Source organism: Serratia sp. PGPR-27, from assembly GCF_022678525.1.
In the GTDB taxonomy this organism is placed as follows: domain Bacteria; phylum Pseudomonadota; class Gammaproteobacteria; order Enterobacterales; family Enterobacteriaceae; genus Serratia; species Serratia nematodiphila.
In genome coordinates, this window is sequence record NZ_JALBYS010000005.1 from 136,635 (window position 1) to 154,479 (window position 17,845).

At 54.6% G+C, this 17,845-nt stretch carries 15 protein-coding genes, 1 tRNA gene and 1 pseudogene; 9 read left to right on the plus strand and 8 right to left on the minus strand.

Going from position 1 to position 17,845, the window contains the following annotated elements:
• The 4 genes from purK to ppiB all read right to left on the minus strand — a co-directional run bounded on the left by purK (nucleotide 1) and on the right by ppiB (nucleotide 2,966).
• Nucleotides 1-1,068, minus strand: coding sequence for a 5-(carboxyamino)imidazole ribonucleotide synthase (gene purK, locus MMS95_RS04720; protein WP_060440542.1), 1,068 nt, complete (start codon nucleotides 1,066-1,068; stop codon nucleotides 1-3).
• On the minus strand, nucleotides 1,065-1,589 hold the full coding sequence (purE, locus tag MMS95_RS04725; protein ID WP_004940188.1) for a 5-(carboxyamino)imidazole ribonucleotide mutase: 525 nt from the start codon (nucleotides 1,587-1,589) through the stop codon (nucleotides 1,065-1,067). The genes purK and purE overlap by 4 nt, the downstream gene beginning before the upstream one ends.
• Nucleotides 1,590-1,738: 149 nt before the next feature.
• Nucleotides 1,739-2,461 (minus strand): UDP-2,3-diacylglucosamine diphosphatase, encoded by a 723-nt coding sequence (locus MMS95_RS04730; protein WP_172574532.1) that lies wholly within the window; start codon nucleotides 2,459-2,461, stop codon nucleotides 1,739-1,741.
• Between the two features lie 10 nt (nucleotides 2,462-2,471).
• Entirely contained in the window at nucleotides 2,472-2,966 is a 495-nt protein-coding gene (gene ppiB, locus MMS95_RS04735; protein ID WP_004940183.1) for a peptidylprolyl isomerase B, read from the minus strand.
• 309 nt (nucleotides 2,967-3,275) lie between these two features.
• Here ppiB and cysS point away from each other — a divergent pair, with 309 nt between their 5' ends.
• Nucleotides 3,276-4,661: a cysteine--tRNA ligase gene (cysS, locus tag MMS95_RS04740; RefSeq protein WP_015376913.1), complete on the plus strand. Its 1,386-nt coding sequence runs from the start codon at nucleotides 3,276-3,278 to the stop codon at nucleotides 4,659-4,661.
• 60 nt (nucleotides 4,662-4,721) lie between these two features.
• Here cysS and ybcJ read toward each other — a convergent pair whose 3' ends face one another.
• Both ybcJ and folD read right to left on the minus strand, forming a co-directional pair.
• Complete coding sequence (gene ybcJ / locus MMS95_RS04745) at nucleotides 4,722-4,934, minus strand: ribosome-associated protein YbcJ (RefSeq protein ID WP_015376914.1); 213 nt, start codon at nucleotides 4,932-4,934, stop codon at nucleotides 4,722-4,724.
• 10 nt (nucleotides 4,935-4,944) lie between these two features.
• A complete protein-coding gene (gene folD, locus MMS95_RS04750; RefSeq protein ID WP_004940177.1) occupies nucleotides 4,945-5,811 on the minus strand; it encodes a bifunctional methylenetetrahydrofolate dehydrogenase/methenyltetrahydrofolate cyclohydrolase FolD in 867 nt (288 codons plus the stop codon).
• A gap of 205 nt (nucleotides 5,812-6,016) precedes the next feature.
• On the opposite strand from folD, the gene MMS95_RS04755 reads away from it, so the two are divergent.
• The 3 genes from MMS95_RS04755 to MMS95_RS04765 all read left to right on the plus strand — a co-directional run bounded on the left by MMS95_RS04755 (nucleotide 6,017) and on the right by MMS95_RS04765 (nucleotide 8,102).
• The gene (locus MMS95_RS04755) at nucleotides 6,017-6,226 is read left to right on the plus strand and encodes a hypothetical protein (RefSeq protein WP_015376915.1); all 210 of its coding nucleotides are present in this window, start codon (nucleotides 6,017-6,019) and stop codon (nucleotides 6,224-6,226) included.
• Between the two features lie 412 nt (nucleotides 6,227-6,638).
• Nucleotides 6,639-6,715 (plus strand) — tRNA-Arg (locus MMS95_RS04760).
• 175 nt (nucleotides 6,716-6,890) lie between these two features.
• Entirely contained in the window at nucleotides 6,891-8,102 is a 1,212-nt protein-coding gene (locus MMS95_RS04765) for an integrase arm-type DNA-binding domain-containing protein (protein ID WP_032730959.1), read from the plus strand.
• A 49-nt stretch (nucleotides 8,103-8,151) separates the two neighbouring features.
• Here MMS95_RS04765 and MMS95_RS04770 read toward each other — a convergent pair whose 3' ends face one another.
• Both MMS95_RS04770 and MMS95_RS04775 read right to left on the minus strand, forming a co-directional pair.
• Nucleotides 8,152-10,026: a UvrD-helicase domain-containing protein gene (locus tag MMS95_RS04770; RefSeq protein ID WP_242141427.1), complete on the minus strand. Its 1,875-nt coding sequence runs from the start codon at nucleotides 10,024-10,026 to the stop codon at nucleotides 8,152-8,154.
• Nucleotides 10,023-12,320, minus strand: a complete 2,298-nt coding sequence (locus MMS95_RS04775; protein ID WP_242141428.1) for an AAA family ATPase — start codon at nucleotides 12,318-12,320, stop codon at nucleotides 10,023-10,025. The genes MMS95_RS04770 and MMS95_RS04775 overlap by 4 nt, the downstream gene beginning before the upstream one ends.
• Before the next feature lie 302 nt (nucleotides 12,321-12,622).
• Here MMS95_RS04775 and MMS95_RS04780 point away from each other — a divergent pair.
• The 5 genes and pseudogenes from MMS95_RS04780 to pqiC all read left to right on the plus strand — a co-directional run.
• Nucleotides 12,623-12,778: pseudogene (locus MMS95_RS04780) on the plus strand (Arm DNA-binding domain-containing protein); the annotation flags it as partial.
• 225 nt (nucleotides 12,779-13,003) lie between these two features.
• A complete protein-coding gene (locus MMS95_RS04785) occupies nucleotides 13,004-13,927 on the plus strand; it encodes a VirK/YbjX family protein (protein ID WP_242141429.1) in 924 nt (307 codons plus the stop codon).
• A gap of 86 nt (nucleotides 13,928-14,013) precedes the next feature.
• Nucleotides 14,014-15,318 carry a membrane integrity-associated transporter subunit PqiA gene (gene pqiA, locus MMS95_RS04790; RefSeq protein ID WP_277951780.1) on the plus strand — a complete coding sequence of 435 codons (1,305 nt, stop codon included), beginning with the start codon at nucleotides 14,014-14,016 and terminating at the stop codon, nucleotides 15,316-15,318.
• Entirely contained in the window at nucleotides 15,305-16,951 is a 1,647-nt protein-coding gene (pqiB, locus tag MMS95_RS04795) for an intermembrane transport protein PqiB (RefSeq protein ID WP_004856914.1), read from the plus strand. The genes pqiA and pqiB overlap by 14 nt, the downstream gene beginning before the upstream one ends.
• Nucleotides 16,948-17,505 (plus strand): membrane integrity-associated transporter subunit PqiC, encoded by a 558-nt coding sequence (pqiC, locus tag MMS95_RS04800; protein WP_242141431.1) that lies wholly within the window; start codon nucleotides 16,948-16,950, stop codon nucleotides 17,503-17,505. The genes pqiB and pqiC overlap by 4 nt, the downstream gene beginning before the upstream one ends.
• The last annotated feature ends 340 nt before the right edge of the window (nucleotides 17,506-17,845 follow it).

The following is a 17,845-nucleotide window of genomic DNA, read 5'->3' on the forward strand; positions in this document are numbered from 1 at the left end:
TTAGGCCAGCTTCTGCTGTGCCCAGGCCAGCCCGCTTTGGTACTCGCCCGGCAGCAGCGGCGCGAGCGCCTGCAGCGCCTGGCGCAGATCGGCGGCGCTCGGATCGTTCAGATTGAGGTGGCCGACCTTGCGGCCCGGGCGCACCTCTTTCTCATACCAGTGCAGATGCACCAGCGGCAGCGACAGCCACTGTTCGTTGACGGCGGTGCCGATCAGGTTGACCATCACCGATGGCGTGCTCACCACCGGCTGCGGCAGCGGCAGGCCGAGGATGGCGCGCAGGTGCAGCTCGAACTGACTGATGGACGCGCCGTTTTGCGTCCAGTGGCCGCTGTTGTGCACGCGCGGCGCCAGTTCGTTGATCAGCAGCCGATCGCCGACGATAAAGCACTCCATCGCCATCACGCCGACGTAGTTCAGCTCGTTCAGGATCGCCGCCAGCATCTGCTCGGCCTGTTGCTGCAGCGCCGGATTGGGCTGCGGCAGCGCCACGCTGGTGCGCAGGATGCCGTCTTCATGCAGGTTATGGGTCAGCGGGTAGAATACCGAACGGCCGTCGTGGCCGCGCGCGCCCACCAGCGACACTTCGCCGGAGAAATTGATGCCTTGCTCGACGATGCACTCGCCATAGGCGTCGGCCGGCAGTTCGGCTTCCTGGCCCGGGCGCAAGCGCCACTGGCCGCGGCCGTCATAGCCACCGACCCGGCGTTTGACGATCGCCAGTTCGCCCAGCGAAGCGAATACCTGCGGCCATTCGGCGGCGCTCGCCAGCAGCTGCCACGGCGCGGTCGCCAGGCCGAGCTGGTCGAGCAGCTGTTTTTGCGTCAGGCGATCGGCCAGACGCGGGAAGATGTCGCGGTTGACGAAGGCGCTGTGGGTCGCCAGTTCGCGCGTCAGCGCGGTTTCCGGCCAGCGTTCGATCTCGGCGGTAATGACGCTGTTCTGATACGGCACCGCCTCGGGTTCGGCATCGATGCCGATGGGGTAGACGGCGATGCCCAGCGGTTCGCCGGCCTGGCGCAGCATGCGCCCCAGCTGGCCGTTGCCCAGTACGCAAACCGGCTTCATGCGTCCTCCCGCGGATCGGGGTGGTTCAAAACGTCTTCAGTCTGCGCCTGACGCCAGTCCGCCAAACGCTGCGCCAGCGCGGCGTCGTGCAGCGCCAGGATCTGCATCGCCAGCAGCCCGGCGTTGGCGGCGCCGGCTTTGCCGATCGCCAGCGTCCCCACCGGAATGCCGCGCGGCATCTGCACGATGGAGTAGAGGCTGTCTACGCCGCTCAGCGCGGCGCTTTGCACCGGCACGCCCAGCACCGGCACCAGGGTTTTCGCCGCCAGCATGCCCGGCAGATGCGCCGCACCGCCGGCGCCGGCGATGATCACGTCAAAGCCGTTGGCGGCAGCCTGCTCGGCGAAGCTGAACAGCTTGTCCGGCGTGCGGTGAGCGGAAACGACTTCGACATGGAAGGGGACATCGAGCTGGGTCAGGACTTCGGCGGCGAACTGCATGGTGGCCCAGTCACTTTTCGATCCCATTACAATTGCGATTTTAGCCCCGGCATTGGCGGCTGAAGCGGCGTTGGCTCCCATGGGTGTAAGGCTCCTGTGATTTGTCTGGCGTCGGCTGAAGGCCGAATGAGGGCGTAGAGCATACCATGAGCGCACGGCGAGGAAAACGGTTGCGTCGCCGGTTTTCACCGGCGAAAGCGCGAATTTTCACTCGCGCGCCTGCGCGGAACTCAGAATGGGAATTGGATCAGCTCGACGGCGTCGGCGCTGACTTTGATCATCGATCCTTCGACGTGCCAGGCACCCAGCACCGCGCGATGGGCTTCGCCGTTGTTCAGCGCCAGCCGGTGCACCGCCGGGCGATGAGTATGGCCGTGGATCATCCAGTGCACGTCGTGGCGCAGCATCGTTTGCTCGACCGCCTGCGGGTTGACGTCCATGATGGCTTCCGACTTGTACTGGTTGGATTGCTGGCTGCGGGCGCGCATGTTGGCGGCGATCTTCAGTCGCCAGCGCAGCGGCAGCGCGAGGAACAATTTTTGAATCAGCGGGTTGTGCACTTTACGGCGGAATTGCTGATAGGCTTGATCGTCGGTGCACAGGGTGTCGCCGTGCAGGATCAGGATCCTGCGGCCATACAGCTCCAGCACTTTTTCTTCCGGCAGCAGCTGCATGCCGCTGGCGCGGGCGAAGCGCTTGCCGAGCAGAAAATCGCGGTTGCCGTGGATGAAATAGCAGGGCACGCCGGCCTGTTCCAGCGCTTTGAGCGCCGCGGCGATCTCCGCGTGCAGCGGCTCGGGATCGTCGTCGCCGATCCAGGCTTCAAACAGGTCGCCGAGGATGTACAGCGCGTCGGCGTGCACCGCTTCGCGCCGTAAAAAACGCAGAAAACCGGCAGTGATTGCCGGTTCCTGTGCGCACAAGTGCAGATCTGCGATGAACAGCGTACTCATGCAGCCGCGATTACTCGCTGACGGTCACGCTGTTGATGACGACGTCTTCTACCGGTACGTCCTGGTGCATGCCGCTGCGGCCGGTTTTCACGCCTTTGATCTTGTTGACCACGTCCATGCCTTCAACCACTTCAGCGAACACGCAGTAGCCCCAGCCCTGCACGTTTTCGCCGCGGAAGTTCAGGAAGTCGTTGTCAGCCACGTTGATGAAGAACTGTGCGGTGGCGGAGTGCGGATCGTTGGTGCGCGCCATTGCCAGGGTACCGATGGTGTTTTTCAGACCGTTGTTGGCTTCGTTCTTGATGGTCGCGTTAGTCGCTTTCTGGTTCATGCCCGGTTCGAAACCGCCGCCCTGGATCATGAAGCCGTTGATCACACGGTGGAAGATGGTGTTGTCGTAGAAACCGGCGCGGCAGTAGTTCAGGAAGTTTTCAACGGTAACCGGCGCTTTGTCAGCAAAGGTCTTGATAACGATATCGCCGTGATTGGTGTGGAAAGTAACCATAGTTTTAATCCTAACAAGGTGAAGTGAGACGTCACGTAAAGCGAGTGAACATTCAGACCGCCCTTATAACATATCCGCCCCAGCGAGTCAGCAGCGGCTCAACCGCGCACTGTCTGTGGTAATTGCATTTGTGTTATATTATAACAATTGTGCCGGCCGGCGAATTTCGCGCATTTTATTCGCGTGAAGTCAGCAAAGCTTGGCCTTAACCTTGCAATAGATCAGGCTTCAGGTTTCAATACGCTACCGGGCGTAAAACCTGAAGCCCGGTTATCTTTTTTGTTATCACGCACACCACGGAATCTCCCGATGCTAAAGATTTTTAATACCCTGAGTCGTCAAAAAGAGGAATTCAAACCCATTCATGCCGGGAAAGTGGGCATGTACGTGTGCGGGGTAACCATCTATGACCTGTGTCACATCGGCCACGGTCGTACCTTTGTCGCTTTCGACGTGGTGGCGCGTTATCTGCGCTATCTCGGCTATTCGCTGAACTACGTGCGCAACGTCACCGACGTAGACGACAAAATCATTCGCCGCGCGGCGGAAAATCATGAGACCTGCGACCAGCTGACCGAACGCATGCTGGCGGAAATGCATGCCGACTTCGACGCGCTGCTGATCGATCGCCCGGATCAAGAGCCGCGCGCGACCCAGCACATCGCCGAGATCATCGAGATCACGCAGCGCCTTATCGATCGCGATCACGCTTACGTGGCCAGCAACGGCGACGTGATGTTCTCCATCGACAGCGATCCGCAATACGGCCTGCTGTCGCGTCAGGATCTGGATCAGCTGCAGGCCGGCGCGCGCGTGGAGATCGACGACGTGAAACGCAACCCGATGGACTTCGTGCTGTGGAAAATGTCCAAGCCGGGCGAGCCGAGCTGGCAGTCGCCATGGGGGCCGGGCCGTCCGGGCTGGCATATCGAATGCTCCGCCATGAACTGCAAACAGCTGGGCACCCACTTCGACATCCACGGCGGCGGTTCCGATCTGATGTTCCCGCACCACGAGAACGAGATCGCGCAGTCGAGCTGCGCCCACGACGGCCCGTACGTCAATTACTGGATGCACTCCGGCATGGTGATGATCGACAAAGAGAAGATGTCCAAATCGCTGGATAACTTCTTCACCATCCGCGACGTGCTCGGCCATTACGATGCGGAGACGGTGCGTTACTTCCTGATGTCCGGGCACTATCGCAGCCAGCTGAACTACAGCGAAGAGAACCTTAAGCAGGCGCGCACCGCGCTGGAGCGCCTCTATACCGCGCTGCGCGGCACCGACGCCGATGCCGCGCCGGCCGGCGGTGAAGCGTTCGAAGCCCGCTTCCGCGAAGCGATGGACGACGACTTCAACACTCCGGAAGCCTACTCGGCGCTGTTCGATCTGGCGCGCGAAGTTAACCGCCTGAAGAGCGAAGACATGGCGGCGGCCAACGGCATGGCGGCGGAGCTGCGCAAGCTGGCGAAAGTGCTCGGCCTGCTGCAGCAGGAGCCGGAGCAGTTCCTGCAAGGGGGCGCACAGGTTGACGACGGCGAAGTGGCGGAGATCGAAGCGCTGATCAAACAGCGTAACGAAGCGCGTGCCGCCAAGGACTGGGCGCTGGCGGACGCCGCTCGCGATCGCTTGAACGAGATGAACATCGTGCTGGAAGACGGGCCGCAGGGCACCACCTGGCGCCGTAAGTAAGCCGGCCGAAGTGAAAACAAAAAAGGCGCTGAATTCAGCGCCTTTTTCTATGGCTGCAGGTTAGGGTTTAACCATGACCTTGCCGCCGTTGAACTCCACCACCTGATCGGCGACGATCTTGCAGCGCTTGCGGGTTTCGACCTTGCCGTCGACTTTCACCAGCCCTTCGGCGATGACTTCTTTGGCGGCGCCGCCGCTTTCACACCAGCCCTGGAACTTCAGCAGATCGCACAGTTCGACGTGGGGATGATTGTCCAGATTGAAAATTTCCATACTGCCTTACTTATTTAGGTTGAACGTCGTGATATTCCTCGCAGGCCTGCAAGGTATTTTGGATCAGTGTAGCCACGGTCATCGGGCCAACGCCACCCGGCACCGGGGTGATGTAGGCGGCGCGCTCGCTGGCGGCGTCAAAATCGACATCGCCCACCACTTTACCGCTTTCCAGACGGTTGATGCCGACGTCCACCACGATGGCGCCCGGTTTGATCCAGTCGCCCGGGATGAAGCCCGGTTTGCCGACCGCCACCACCAGCAGATCGGCGTTCTCGACGTGATGACGCAGATTTTTGGTGAAGCGGTGGGTGACGGTAGTGGTGCAGCCGGCCAGCAGCAGCTCCATGCTCATCGGGCGGCCGACGATGTTGGAGGCGCCGACCACCACGGCGTTCAGGCCGTAGGTATCGATGTTATAACGCTCCAGCAGGGTGACGATGCCGCGCGGCGTGCACGGGCGCAGCTTGGGCGCGCGCTGGCACAGGCGGCCGACGTTGTAGGGGTGGAAGCCGTCGACGTCTTTATCCGGATGGATGCGCTCCAGCACCTTGACGTTATCGATGCCGGCCGGCAACGGCAGCTGCACCAGAATGCCGTCGATTTCCTCATCGGCGTTCAACTGGTCGATCAACGCCAGCAGCTCGGCTTCACTGGTGGCAGCGGGCAGGTCGTAGGAGCGGGAGAGGAAGCCGACTTCATCGCAGGCGCGGCGCTTGCTGGCGACGTAAATTTGCGAGGCCGGGTTCTCGCCGACCAGCACAACCGCCAGGCCTGGGGCGCGTTTGCCGGCCGCCAGACGTTGTTTCACTTGCTCAGCCACTTCGTTTCTAACCTGCTGCGCAATCGTTTTACCATCAATAATCTTTGCTGACATCAGTGTGGAAATCCATCAATTAAGAAAAGCGGGGATGCCGCTATTCTGTCAGAAGCTGAGCGCGCTGTCAGGCGCAGAATCACCCTCGCCGCCGTTGCCGAGGCCGATTTACGCTTTTTTTATGCCGGCTTCAGGAACCTCTACGCCATTTTTACCGGCATTTGCATACGCTGGGGCCATACACAGGGCGAAAGAGGGCAGGATCATGAGAGCGATAACCCGGCTTTATCCGTTGCATCACCAGCCTGGCGAGCAACCGGCGCAGCCTAAACATGTGGGGGAGACGGTGTTCGATTCTTCGCTGCATCCGGCGGACAGTGAGCAACTCACCGCGCTGCATCAGCTCGGCAAGCATGAGGCGGCGCCGTTGTGGCGGGCACGCCTGAATGCGCTGTGGCGGAAGTTATGCGTATGAAGGGCTGCGCCTGGGCAGGCTGCACGCTGTTGCTGGTTTGGGCATCGGGGAGCCAGGCTTCTTTAAACAGCGCACGCGCTGACGCCGCATGGGTTGAAAACGTGGCGGCGACTTGCAACACACGGGTGATTGAGCATGCCGATTGGGGGGACATTGCCGCAGTGGTTATGTCTGCTCGCCTCTGCCAGCGGCGGGACAACGGGCGGCAAGGGCGTGAGCACGCGCCGATTTACGTAGGCGCCGGGCTGGCTCAGCGTAACGGCGCCCGTTGACGAGAACCCTCGCCGCGCGGGCGCTGGTGGAAAAAACGCCATAAAGCACGGCCGCCGTCGTAACGTCATGAAAAGGCATTGACTCGCTAACCTCTGACCGTATAATCGCAACCCGCAGCCGCAGGTTGCCGCATCTCAATGCGCCCTTAGCTCAGTTGGATAGAGCAACGGCCTTCTAAGCCGTAGGTCATAGGTTCGAATCCTATAGGGCGTGCCATTTTGAAGTCAACACACCTCTACTGAATTCGCTTTTTATCCTTTATACTCCCTGAAATTACTGAATTTTTCTGTCTCGAGCTCTACCGAGGTCAACTCAGTTATACCCAAATCAAGCGGTATCTGGGGGCCTTTGAGGGGGCTCATCTCGTTCAATGGAAATTAGGGGCCCCTTTATGCCACTAAATGCACGACAGATTGATACTGCAAAACCCAAAGAAAAAGAATACAAGCTCACTGACGGGGGCGGCCTGTATCTGCTGGTAAAGCCTAACGGTGCGAAGTACTGGCGCTTGAAGTATCGTTTTTTGGGGAAAGAGAAAAAGCTCTCTATCGGTGTTTACCCTGACATCTCTCTGGCTGATGCTCGCCTGAAGCGTGAGGAGGCTCGGAAGATCATCGCCTTAGGCGGTGATCCTGGAGAAGAGAAGAAAGCTGAGAAGTTGGCTAAAAAAGCCAATGCCGAAAATACCTTTAAAGCTATTGCAGTAGAATGGCATGGGTACAAACGATCTAACTGGTCGAAAGGCTATGCTGACGATCTGATGGAGGCCTTCGAGAACGATATCTTCCCTGATATTGGTAAGCGTCCCATTGCTGAGATCAAGCCTCTTGAAGTGCTCAGCACACTACGCAAACTCGAAAAGCGAGGTGTGCTCGATAAGCTGCGTAAAATCCGCCAGGCCTGCAATCAGGTGTTCCGCTATGCCATTGTTACCGGCAGAGCCGAAACGAACCCTGCCTCAGAATTGGCGAGTGCGCTGACTGCACCTAAATCTACCCATTACCCCCATTTGCTAGCTGATGAACTTCCTGATTTCTTACAAGCCCTTGCTGCGTATACAGGTAGCCCGATCACCCGACTGGCTACTCGAATTCTGATGTTGACTGGCGTTCGCACCGTCGAGCTCCGCCAGGCTGAATGGAAAGAGTTTGATTTCGATAAACGTACTTGGGAAGTCCCGGTTGAAAGAATGAAGATGCGCCGCCCGCATCTGGTCCCTCTATCCGATCAAGTTTTGGCATCACTTCGTGAAATTCAGGCGGTGACGGGCCGTTACAACCTGGTGTTCCCTGGCCGTAACGACATTACGAAACCGATGAGTGAAGCGAGTATTAATCAGGTACTAAAAAGGATTGGGTATCATGGCAAGGCTACAGGGCACGGTTTCCGGCACACGATGAGTACTATCCTGCATGAACAGGGCTATAACACGGCATGGATCGAATTACAGCTTGCTCATGTGGATAAGAACACCATTCGTGGCACTTACAACCATGCACAGTACCTGGAGCAGCGCAGGGAGATGTTGCAGTGGTATGGGGATTATGTGGATGGGTTAATGAATAGGATAGTGTTATCCGAATCTTTTGGGAAAACAGGATGACTCAAGGAGATGCAGGGCCATGACGATGGTCCGGCATCCCCGCCCACGATTACTCAGGTATTCCGATGACAATTTCATCAGCATTAAACCAGCCTTGGTCCATCACGAATCGGCGAACTTGTTCCGGTGACGCTGCATAGGCTACGAGGGCCAGGCTTTGCTGCGCCCTGCTGCAGGTAACATAGAACAGTCGGCGAACTGCTTCAACCGAGGGATCGGTAACGCTTTTTGCCCCGAAAAGGTTCTCATATTTGAACATAAAACCCCGGGCTTCTTCATCGTCCATAATGACCATCACACGTTCGAATTCGAGTCCTTTCACACCTTGGTGAGTATCGAAAGGCGCTTTTCCAGATACGTAGGATGCAAATTTTTCGACCTGAGAGAAAGGGGCAAGTAAAAACTCGCCTATCGCCATTGTACGCTCACTCTGGTGGTCGGCATCACTTTCATCGACATACGGTGTTACGCTAGGTAGCGTATTATCGCTTGCTATACAGAGCTGCAGAGATTCAGGAATAGGCAAGAGCGCGCTATCCGCTACGAAGCGAAGGACATCGCCAAGCGAAGGATCAGAACCCTGTGCGAACAATGCCATAAGGCGTTCCATTGCTGCCGATGCTAACTTCAGTTGCGAGCGTTGATCTGCTGCGTATTGCAAGGCATCTGGGCTGACTAGCGACGATCGTTTTTTTAGAATTCTGGCTATGGAAAAACGGTCTTCGGCAAACTTTGCCTGAATTAATGGCAGCATCTCATCAGTAAAGAATCGAACGCAGGGTAAAGAGCCATCAATAAGATTGGTTCGCCAACTTTTCACTCTATACAAAGGGGCAAACAGCTCTAAAAAGCCTAACCGACTGGCGGCCATGTGATGTTCCAATGTGAGGCATTTGCAGAGTGCCAAATTCCGCCATTGTTCATCATCGGCAACCTCGGCCATATGCATCGCAATTTTTTGCTCGGCAGCAGGTTTATCAACGGTATGATTAGGAAGCACGAAAAGCCTCACACTGCCTTCAAGGCTGTTGGTTCGTGGCCGTTGTATCTGTTTGTCCACTGCGCTACGTACGGCGTTAATTAATTTTACGATGCGTTTTGGGCAACGGTGATTCATCTGTTTTCCGGGGGTTGCCCAGTCGGCAGGCAGATTGTTATCCAGTCCGTCTTTACCATCGCTATAAATACGCTGCATCATGTCGCCAATCAGGCCGAGAACGAATGTCTCTTTATGTTGAGCCTGAACGGCAAATAAGGCATCTATCAGATGTTTATTGGTATCCTGACTCTCATCGATAAGCAGAATGGGGTTACGGCCGATCAAGATGTTCTGCATGGTCGGTTTTATTGTTAAAAAATAGGCGGTGAGATGAATCACCTCCGCATGATTCAGCGAATCGCGGCCGAGATTTTCTCCGGTTGGGCTGTAAACGAAACGTTTAACGTTATCGAGGCTTTGAAGGCGTTTGGTTTTCGAGGCGATTTTTTTTAAGCGGGTTATTGATGCCTTCTTACCTTTTCTCCCTTTCGCTTCTTCCGCTTCAAGTTCTGCGATATCGGCGGTTATTTTCGCGCGAAGCCATTCGCGGATATCACGGTTAAGCCCTTCTATCAGCGACCAGGCGAAGCTATGTATAGTCGAAACAGCGATAGTCGGATCAAAATCCAGGCGGCGTTGAATTTCTTCGCTCGCCGCATTGGTATAAGTGATGACAGCGACTCGTTGTCCTTTCAGCCGAAGTTCATCCCCGAAGGTGTCGCGCACATACTGGAGAGCGGATACCAGCGATCTTGTCTTTCCTGAACCAGCGCCGGCAAAAAGGAAGAAGCTTTTTGGGGAGCCGAGGTCAAGACATTTTCTGATTTCTGCATCAGCCGGCATGTCTATCTCATCGTCGGGAATTATCGCTTCCAGTCTGCTCATTCTCCCACCCCCGCTTTTCCAAGAACATCATGTTCTTTACGTTTTAGCTGTTCTGCTAGCCAGACTAACCCTTCGTCAATGTACTGAGGGACCTTCAGCCGATCGATTTCCTCACTAAAAAGGACATCGAGAGCGAATTCGGCCTTTGCCCCATTTTTCAGTGCCTCAAATATCCTTGTTGCCAACTCGCTGAGATCGGCGGACTCCTTTAGCGCTTCACGAAACTTTGCGATGAGCCCATAACCGTCCAGGTTGGCGAATAGCCCCGGATTTTCATACACGAGGGCATCTTCGAAAGTGTTGGCTACTGCTTCAAGCGCTTCTTCAGACTTGAATGGCATGAAAATAGGTGTTTGATACGCCACCCGGATGGCATAGCCGCCTGGTTCGGCAAGCACTTTGCGCTCACTTTCCATGTCGAGGAGTGCATCGAAAGATTCTTCCTTAGGTAGCCACGTTTTCACTGTCTCATTGCGGGCTCGTTGGCCCATGCCTCGTTTCGGGACAACCGCAGCATTGGTGGTGCCGTCTTTGGCGTCAATGTCTGTGATGATCAGGGTAGTGAGACCCAGATGTTCAATCAAATTCTTCAATCGGTGTGCATGGCTCCCGCCTATTTCAAGCCATGTGATATAGCTACGCTTTAAGTAAGCATAGGCTTCACGCTCACGAACAAAATGGGGAACGAGAATACGCTCAGCAGGACCTTCCACGAGTATCGCTCCATCGGCGAAGAAGAGATCGCAGTGGGTAGCTTTCAAATATCGTTTCACGAAACGTTCGGTTTTGTCTTTGCCATCGAAGACTTCCGAAAGATTGATAACGGAAGTCAAGGGTACAGCACCGCTTTGTGCGAGTGCTGGTAGCCGCCGAAAGTAACGCAAAGACGAAAACTCAGCTTCATGGGTAAGGTGGCTGGAGTGGGTACTGATGATCAGTTGAGTTTGAAGGCGTGAAGAATCCTTTAGCTTGTCATGTTTTCGCAGAACACCGTAGGCTTGCTTAATAAAAACTTGCTGAACTTGTGCATGTAAATGCGCTTCAGGTTCTTCAATCAAAACTAGATGAAGCGGTTGAATGAGAGTTTCTTCCGCCACCTTTGATTTTCCAGCCTTTCCGACCTTCATCCAGTTATCACGAAATGCCATGAGTGCGAAGACGATGGAGACGAGATTTTGGTAACCAAGTCCGTTCGAATCTTCGGGAAGGCGATGTGCGCCAAAAGAACCGGTAACATGGGTTGGCACTTCGTATTGCACGGCGGACGGATGATTAAGCCCATCGATAGGCCTGATGTTGGTGGTTATTGTCAGCTTGGGGTCGGTAACGCCGGGATAGCCAATATTTTCCAGTTCGGTCAAGGCATCTGAGAAGCAATCTGCTAAACGCGTGCCGAAAGCCGTTTGTGCTTCATGCAATGCCATCAACGCCTGAAGGTCTTTGGGTTCCGGCGTATCGAAAGGATCCAAGTGTTGGCTATAGTAGTTGCGCAGCTGGCTGGAAAGTTTTTTCCCCATTCTGGGTTCAGCCATATCCTCACGTGATTCGTTACCCCGCGTATACCCTGTTTGATCGCTGTGCCCAAATCCACGCTGTGCGCTAATCTCGTCGATACGAATAAGACCATTAAACGGATCCCCGCCATCGATAGGGTCACTGCTTTCTGGGAGTGTTTGAGGGGAGGCTCTACCTTCTTCCGGCATTTTCAGTTTTGAAGGATCAAGCAAATAAGCACGGATCTCGAAAGTAGAGCGCATTCTTTGGGCTAAAAACTCCATCATCGAACGCGGCCAAAGTGCAAATGCGGTTGTGGAGCTTACTTGTTCACCGTACTCTTTAGCTTGGGCCATAACTTCGGCGGCTGCGCGTTTTGCCGTGAGATATTCGTGTTGCAGTGCGTCAGGGTCCTTGGGTTCAAAACGGAGGCGCACACCTATGCTTTCCCCATCCCAATCCAGCGTGGGCAAAATCTTTTGTACGTGATGAAGTTCATTTGGAGGAACGTCGAGCCATACATCCAGGAATGGTGAGAAGCGATCCCACTGAATCGGCTCTTGGTCATCAGGGGCTGCTTCCCATTGCATAGCTGCTGCATCAATTTGTGGCCAATAAGATAGGGTGAGGTCATTGATGGAGAAACCAGAGCGTTCAACCAGAAATCGACGAAGTGCAATCATAGCGGATGTTTTCCCGCTGTTGTTGGCTCCGACGAAAATAGTTGTTTTCTCTGAAAAATCTATATGAACTGCTTTCAATTTGCGAAAGTTAGCGATTTCTATGTGTTTTATCCGCATAATTACCCCACGAGATATCTTATTTTCGGAACTGCAAGCGTGGAAAGAGGAAGGTAATTCCCTATTTCTTATGTTGGCAGGGTTTTACTCATTAAACCATTAAATTAATACAGGTGTGCGAGCATGGCCAAGCCTTGTTTCGAAATCATGTGACCCACCTTTCATTGTTCGCTTTATATCGACAATTAATCTGGTATTAAGTAAGGCTAACCAAAATAATGATTTCAAACTAATCATTGCAACGGGAATGATTTCCTTGTGGATTTAATGAGTGAGATTTTAATAATATAAGCGACAGTCCCCTGCTTAGAAATTTGAGGGGGAGCTGCTGGCGGCTTCGCTATCGGTTTCTGGGCAAAGAGAAAGCGCTCGCTCTGGGAGTCTATCATGAAGTCTCGTTATCAGAAGCAAGGGAAAAACGCGATGCGGCGAGGAAGCTGATAGCTGAGGGAACTGACCACATTACTTGACTATTTGGATAGCATCTATACGAAGCTAAATGTCAACATTTAATGAAGAAAAGACCACGGTAACGGCATGTTTTTAGCGCTCTTCAGCCTTCTTTATCAAACATTGATAATTGGTGGATAATAAATTAACAATTATCAGTTAGTATTGAAGAAGTATTTATTTTTATAAATTCAACTGTAAAAGTAAAAAATAGCACTTGTAGGGTAAGTATCTTGAAAAAAAACATCATCTATGAATTGCTCTTGGGAAGGTTCGTTCCTGCTCCTGTATGGAGAAAGAAGAGCTTTCGTGCAAAGTTCTTACTTCGACTTATTTTATACTATTCAGCGACTAAAAAAGTACTATCCATTTTAACTCAAAAAAGTGAGTTAAAATGGGTGTTGTATAATCAACACACATTTCCTTGTAAGCCGCATCGACAATATTTGACGCGTAACCTCAATGCAAAACAACGCGCATCAGCAATTGTTAGCCATTACCAGTATGTGTCATCTCTTAATAGCAGAATACTGTCCAACGCATTGATAAAACGAGAAGAAACAGTTTTGGTCGAACTCATCGGCAGAGAAGAGACCCATTTTACTATTTCAGTATCCTGTGCGCATAAAGCTGAACGAGAAGGTGAGTCAACGTTATGGTTACGTGGCGACAATAAAGAGCTACTTGCCAGCATGACCTTTTCGGCCGTGTCTGAAGAAGGTGAATGGCATTTCATCATTGGTGGTCTACAAGGTCCTGGTCAGCACGTACCCCGCGAGGCTATCAAAGAAGCTACCCGTGCTCTGTCAGGCATTTTCCCAAAACGTGTTTTGATGGAATTTATTAGCCGCCTCGCTGAGTTCACCTCAGTGCATGCTATTTATGGCGTTAGCGATAATGGGCATGTCTTTCGCTCACTGCGCTATCGGCTGAGCAAAGGTCAGCATTTGCATGCAAGTTATGATGATTTCTGGTCGCTGATAGGTGGGATAAAACAGAATTCGTGGCGCTGGCAACTACCTTTGACGTTTGAAAGGAAATCATTGGAACATATCCCTAGCAAAAAGCGAGCGGAGTATCGTCGGCGATTCAAAATTTTAGATGATATAGCAGAGCAAGTTCGCACACTTAATACGGCGTGCCTATGCGCGAAATAAGTTTAATGAGGCTATCATGCTTATTATTGGGCAATTTTCAGTGAGTCAAGTAACCAGTACGTTGCTCCTCTAATTCAGAGAAAAAAATGTTGCCATCAGTCAGTCGGCCAGCCCGACAACCAATCGATTCTTCGTCACAAAATAAGACACTTTGCCAGCAATGTGACATGTTGGCAGTGTTGCCGCCGTTATCCCATGGCAGCAAAGCGGTATGCTCGCGCTGCAAAACCACGCTCAGCACCCGCTGGGACGAGCCGCGCAAGCGGCCGATCGGTTACGCCCTCAGTGCTTTGTTCATGCTGGTGCTGGCCAACATCTTCCCGTTTATCAACATGCGTGTCGCCGGCCTCGGCAATGAAATCCGGCTGATTCAAATCCCGGAAGTCATGGTGGCAGAAGACTACGCCAGTATGGCCACCTTGTTTATGGTGTTTGTGCAGCTGATCCCGGCGCTTTGCATGGTGGCGATCATCCTGCTCTGTGCCAAAGTGCGCTTGCCGCTGGGACTCAAAGGGGGGATGGCCCGTATTTTGTTCCAGTTCAAGACCTGGTGCATGGTGGAAATTTTCCTCGCCGGGGTGCTGGTCAGCTTCGTCAAGCTGATGGCTTACGGTGATATCGGCATCGGCAGCAGCTTCGTGCCGTATTGCCTGTTCTGCCTGCTGCAGGTGCGCGCCTTCCAGTGCGTGGATCGGCGCTGGCTGTGGCAGGACATCGAACCGGCGCCGTGCCTCGATCGCCCGCTGACGGTGGGGCGCACCGGCATGAGCCAGGGCGTGCGCTCCTGCGCGTGCTGCACGGCGATCCTGCCGGCCAGTCAGGTGCGCTGCCCGCGCTGTCACACCAAGGGCTACGTGCGCCGCCGCCACAGCCTGCAATGGACGCTGGCATTGCTGGTGACTTCTGTCATGCTTTATATACCGGCTAATCTGATGCCGATCATGGTGACCGAGGCGCTGGGCAACAAGATGAACTCCACCATCATGGCGGGGGTGATCCTGCTGTGGGGAGACGGTTCTTACCCGGTGGCGATGGTGATTTTCATCGCCAGTATCATGGTGCCGTCGCTGAAAATGCTGGCGATCGGCTGGCTGTGCTGGGACGCCAACGGCAGGAAGAAGCCGCGCGCCGACAGCGAGCGTATGCATCTGATTTATGAAGTGGTCGAGTTCGTTGGCCGCTGGTCAATGATCGACGTGTTTGTGATCGCAGTATTATCGGCGCTGGTGCGAATGGGGCAGTTGATGAGCATTTACCCCGCGACGGGCGCGGTGTTGTTCGCACTGGTGGTGATCCTCACCATGTTCGCCGCCATGACATTTGATCCCCGGCTGACCTGGGATCGCGCAAGTGAAACAATCAACAAGGAGCCGCAAGGTGACGGAAAATAATCATAGCGTCGCGGACGTTGAGAAGATCAAACGCTGGTCGCCGGTGTGGATTATTCCCATCGTGACCGCGCTGATCGGCGCCTGGATCCTGTTTTACCACTTCAGCCATCAGGGGCCGGTGGTGACGCTGGTTACTACGACGGCGGAAGGGCTGGAAGCGGGTAAAACCAAAATCAAAAGCCGCAGCGTTGACGTCGGGGTGGTGGAAACCGTCACGCTGAGTGATGACATGAGCAAGGTAATGGTGCAGGCACGCCTCAATTCAGGTATGGAGAAATTGTTGCACCAGGACTCCGCCTTTTGGGTGGTGAAGCCGCAGATCGGCCATGAAGGCGTCTCCGGCTTGGGTACGCTGCTCTCCGGTGCCTATATCGAACTGCAGCCGGGCAGCAAGGGTAAAGACGGCAAAGACAACTATCAGCTGCTCGACGCGCCACCTTTGGCCCCACCGGATGCCAAAGGGCTGCGCATCGTACTGGACAGCGAGAAATCAGGCCAGCTCAATGCCGGCGATCCAGTGCTGTTCCGCGGCTATCGTGTTGGCTCGGTGGAGACCAGCTACTTCGATCCTAAAGCGCGCGCCATGCGCTATCAGCTGTTCATCACCGCGCCTTACGACCAACTGGTTACCACCAATGTGCGCTTCTGGAAAGACAGCGGCGTGGCGTTCGACATGTCGGCGCAGGGCATGCGGGTGGAGATGAGCTCGCTGACCACGCTGTTTAGTGACGGTGTCAGCTTCGATGTGCCGGACGGTTGGGGCCGCGGTGAGCAGGCGAAAGAGAAGGCGGAATACCAGCTGTTCGACAACCAGCGCAGTACGCAGGATTCGCTGTATACCGAGTATAAGGAATACCTGCTGTTCTTCTCCGATTCGGTACGAGGCCTGCAGCCGGGCGCGCCGGTCGAGTTCCGTGGCATCCGCCTGGGCACGGTGGCGCAGGTGCCATTCTATAAAGAGGGCATGGCGCAGCGTCTGGATAACGATTATCGCATTCCGGTGCTGATCCGCATCGAACCAGATCGACTGCATAAACAGCTGGGCGGCAAATTCGATATCGAATGGCACCTGAAAGACGCCGAGTCACGCGGTCTGCGTGCTTCGATGAAGTCCGCCAACTTGCTGCTTGGTTCGTTGTACATTGATCTCGACTTCTATCCGCAGGAGAAACCGTGGAAAGGACCGCGTGAGGATTTCGGTTATCCGCTGATGCCGACCACCAGCGGCGGTCTGGCGCAGATCCAGCAGAAACTGATGCTGGCGCTGGATAAGATTAATTCGATGCCGATCAATCCGATGATCAACGAAGCGACCAAGACGCTGGCGGAAAGCCAGAAAACGTTGAAGTCGACGCAGCAGACCATGAAGTCGTTGAACGACATCATCGCCAGCAAAGAGATGCAGGCGCTGCCGCAGGATATGCAGAAAACGCTGCTGGAGCTGAACCGCAGCATGAAAGGATTCCAGCCTGGTTCACCGGCTTACAACAAGATGGTGGGCGACATGCAGCGCCTCGACCAGGTGTTGCGTGAGCTGCAGCCGGTGCTGCGCACCCTGAATGAGAAGAGCAACGCGCTGGTGTTTGAAGCCGCCGGCAGCACTGACCCTCAGCCGAAGAAGGCCACGAAATGATGAAATGGATCCCGGTAGCCCTGGCGCTGTTGCTCAGCGCCTGCAGCAGTTCACCACAGAAGACTTACTATCAGTTGCCGGCGCTGGGCGCGCCGGCGGTGGTCAGCAGCAGCGGCGCCTCCACGCGCCAGCTGTGGCTGGAGCACGTGAGCGTGGCGGATTATCTGGCGCAGAGCGGCGTGGTGTATCAGACCAACGACGTGCAGTATGTGATTGCACAGAACAATCTGTGGGCCAGCCCGCTCGACCAGCAACTGCAGCAAACGCTGGTCACCAACCTGAGCAGTGCGCTGCCGGGCTGGGTGGTCTCTTCGCAGCCGATGAGCAGCGATCAGGATGTGCTGAACGTGACCATCAGCGGTTTCCACGGCCGTTTTGACGGCAAGGCGATCATTCGCGGCGAGTGGGTGCTGAACCGTCAGGGGCGTTTGATCAAACGGCCGTTCAGTCTGGAGCTGAAACAGGGTGAGGACGGTTATGACGCCCTGGTACGCACCCTGGCGCAGGGCTGGCAGCAGGAAGCTCAGGCTATCGCTCAAATACTAAACCTCTGAGCGAAGGTTGTGCCAATCGAAAAGATACGCCAAATTCCTAGGGTAAAAGCACGTAGCTTTAAATAAGCAAGATTCATTGCCGCCATCTTCTGCTTGCGACTGATACTCGCTTTCTTGCTTGTTTCTAAACGAGCATGTTAAGCGCCATATGACGCATACTACCCAGGAGTTTAGCGGCATTACCGCGATCGACCTGACTGGCATCCTCATTCATCATGACATCGGGCACCTAGTGCAATCGGTTTTCAATTTCCCAGTATCCTCGAACAATGTTGGGAAAATGTTCGGATGTCAGCACTGCAGAACTGATATAGTAACGGTATCTAGCGACTCTTTCCCC

Bases quoted from the DNA above. Each gene is read 5' to 3' on its own strand.
- purK (WP_060440542.1), bottom strand. From the start codon at position 1,068: ATGAAGCCGGTTTGCGTACTGGGCAACGGCCAGCTGGGGCGCATGCTG.
- purE (WP_004940188.1), bottom strand. From the start codon at position 1,589: ATGGGAGCCAACGCCGCTTCAGCCGCCAATGCCGGGGCTAAAATCGCA.
- MMS95_RS04730 (WP_172574532.1), bottom strand. From the start codon at position 2,461: ATGAGTACGCTGTTCATCGCAGATCTGCACTTGTGCGCACAGGAACCG.
- ppiB (WP_004940183.1), bottom strand. From the start codon at position 2,966: ATGGTTACTTTCCACACCAATCACGGCGATATCGTTATCAAGACCTTT.
- cysS (WP_015376913.1), top strand. From the start codon at position 3,276: ATGCTAAAGATTTTTAATACCCTGAGTCGTCAAAAAGAGGAATTCAAA.
- ybcJ (WP_015376914.1), bottom strand. From the start codon at position 4,934: ATGGAAATTTTCAATCTGGACAATCATCCCCACGTCGAACTGTGCGAT.
- folD (WP_004940177.1), bottom strand. From the start codon at position 5,811: ATGTCAGCAAAGATTATTGATGGTAAAACGATTGCGCAGCAGGTTAGA.
- MMS95_RS04755 (WP_015376915.1), top strand. From the start codon at position 6,017: ATGAGAGCGATAACCCGGCTTTATCCGTTGCATCACCAGCCTGGCGAG.
- MMS95_RS04765 (WP_032730959.1), top strand. From the start codon at position 6,891: ATGCCACTAAATGCACGACAGATTGATACTGCAAAACCCAAAGAAAAA.
- MMS95_RS04770 (WP_242141427.1), bottom strand. From the start codon at position 10,026: ATGAGCAGACTGGAAGCGATAATTCCCGACGATGAGATAGACATGCCG.
- MMS95_RS04775 (WP_242141428.1), bottom strand. From the start codon at position 12,320: ATGCGGATAAAACACATAGAAATCGCTAACTTTCGCAAATTGAAAGCA.
- pqiA (WP_277951780.1), top strand. From the start codon at position 14,014: ATGTTGCCATCAGTCAGTCGGCCAGCCCGACAACCAATCGATTCTTCG.
- pqiC (WP_242141431.1), top strand. From the start codon at position 16,948: ATGATGAAATGGATCCCGGTAGCCCTGGCGCTGTTGCTCAGCGCCTGC.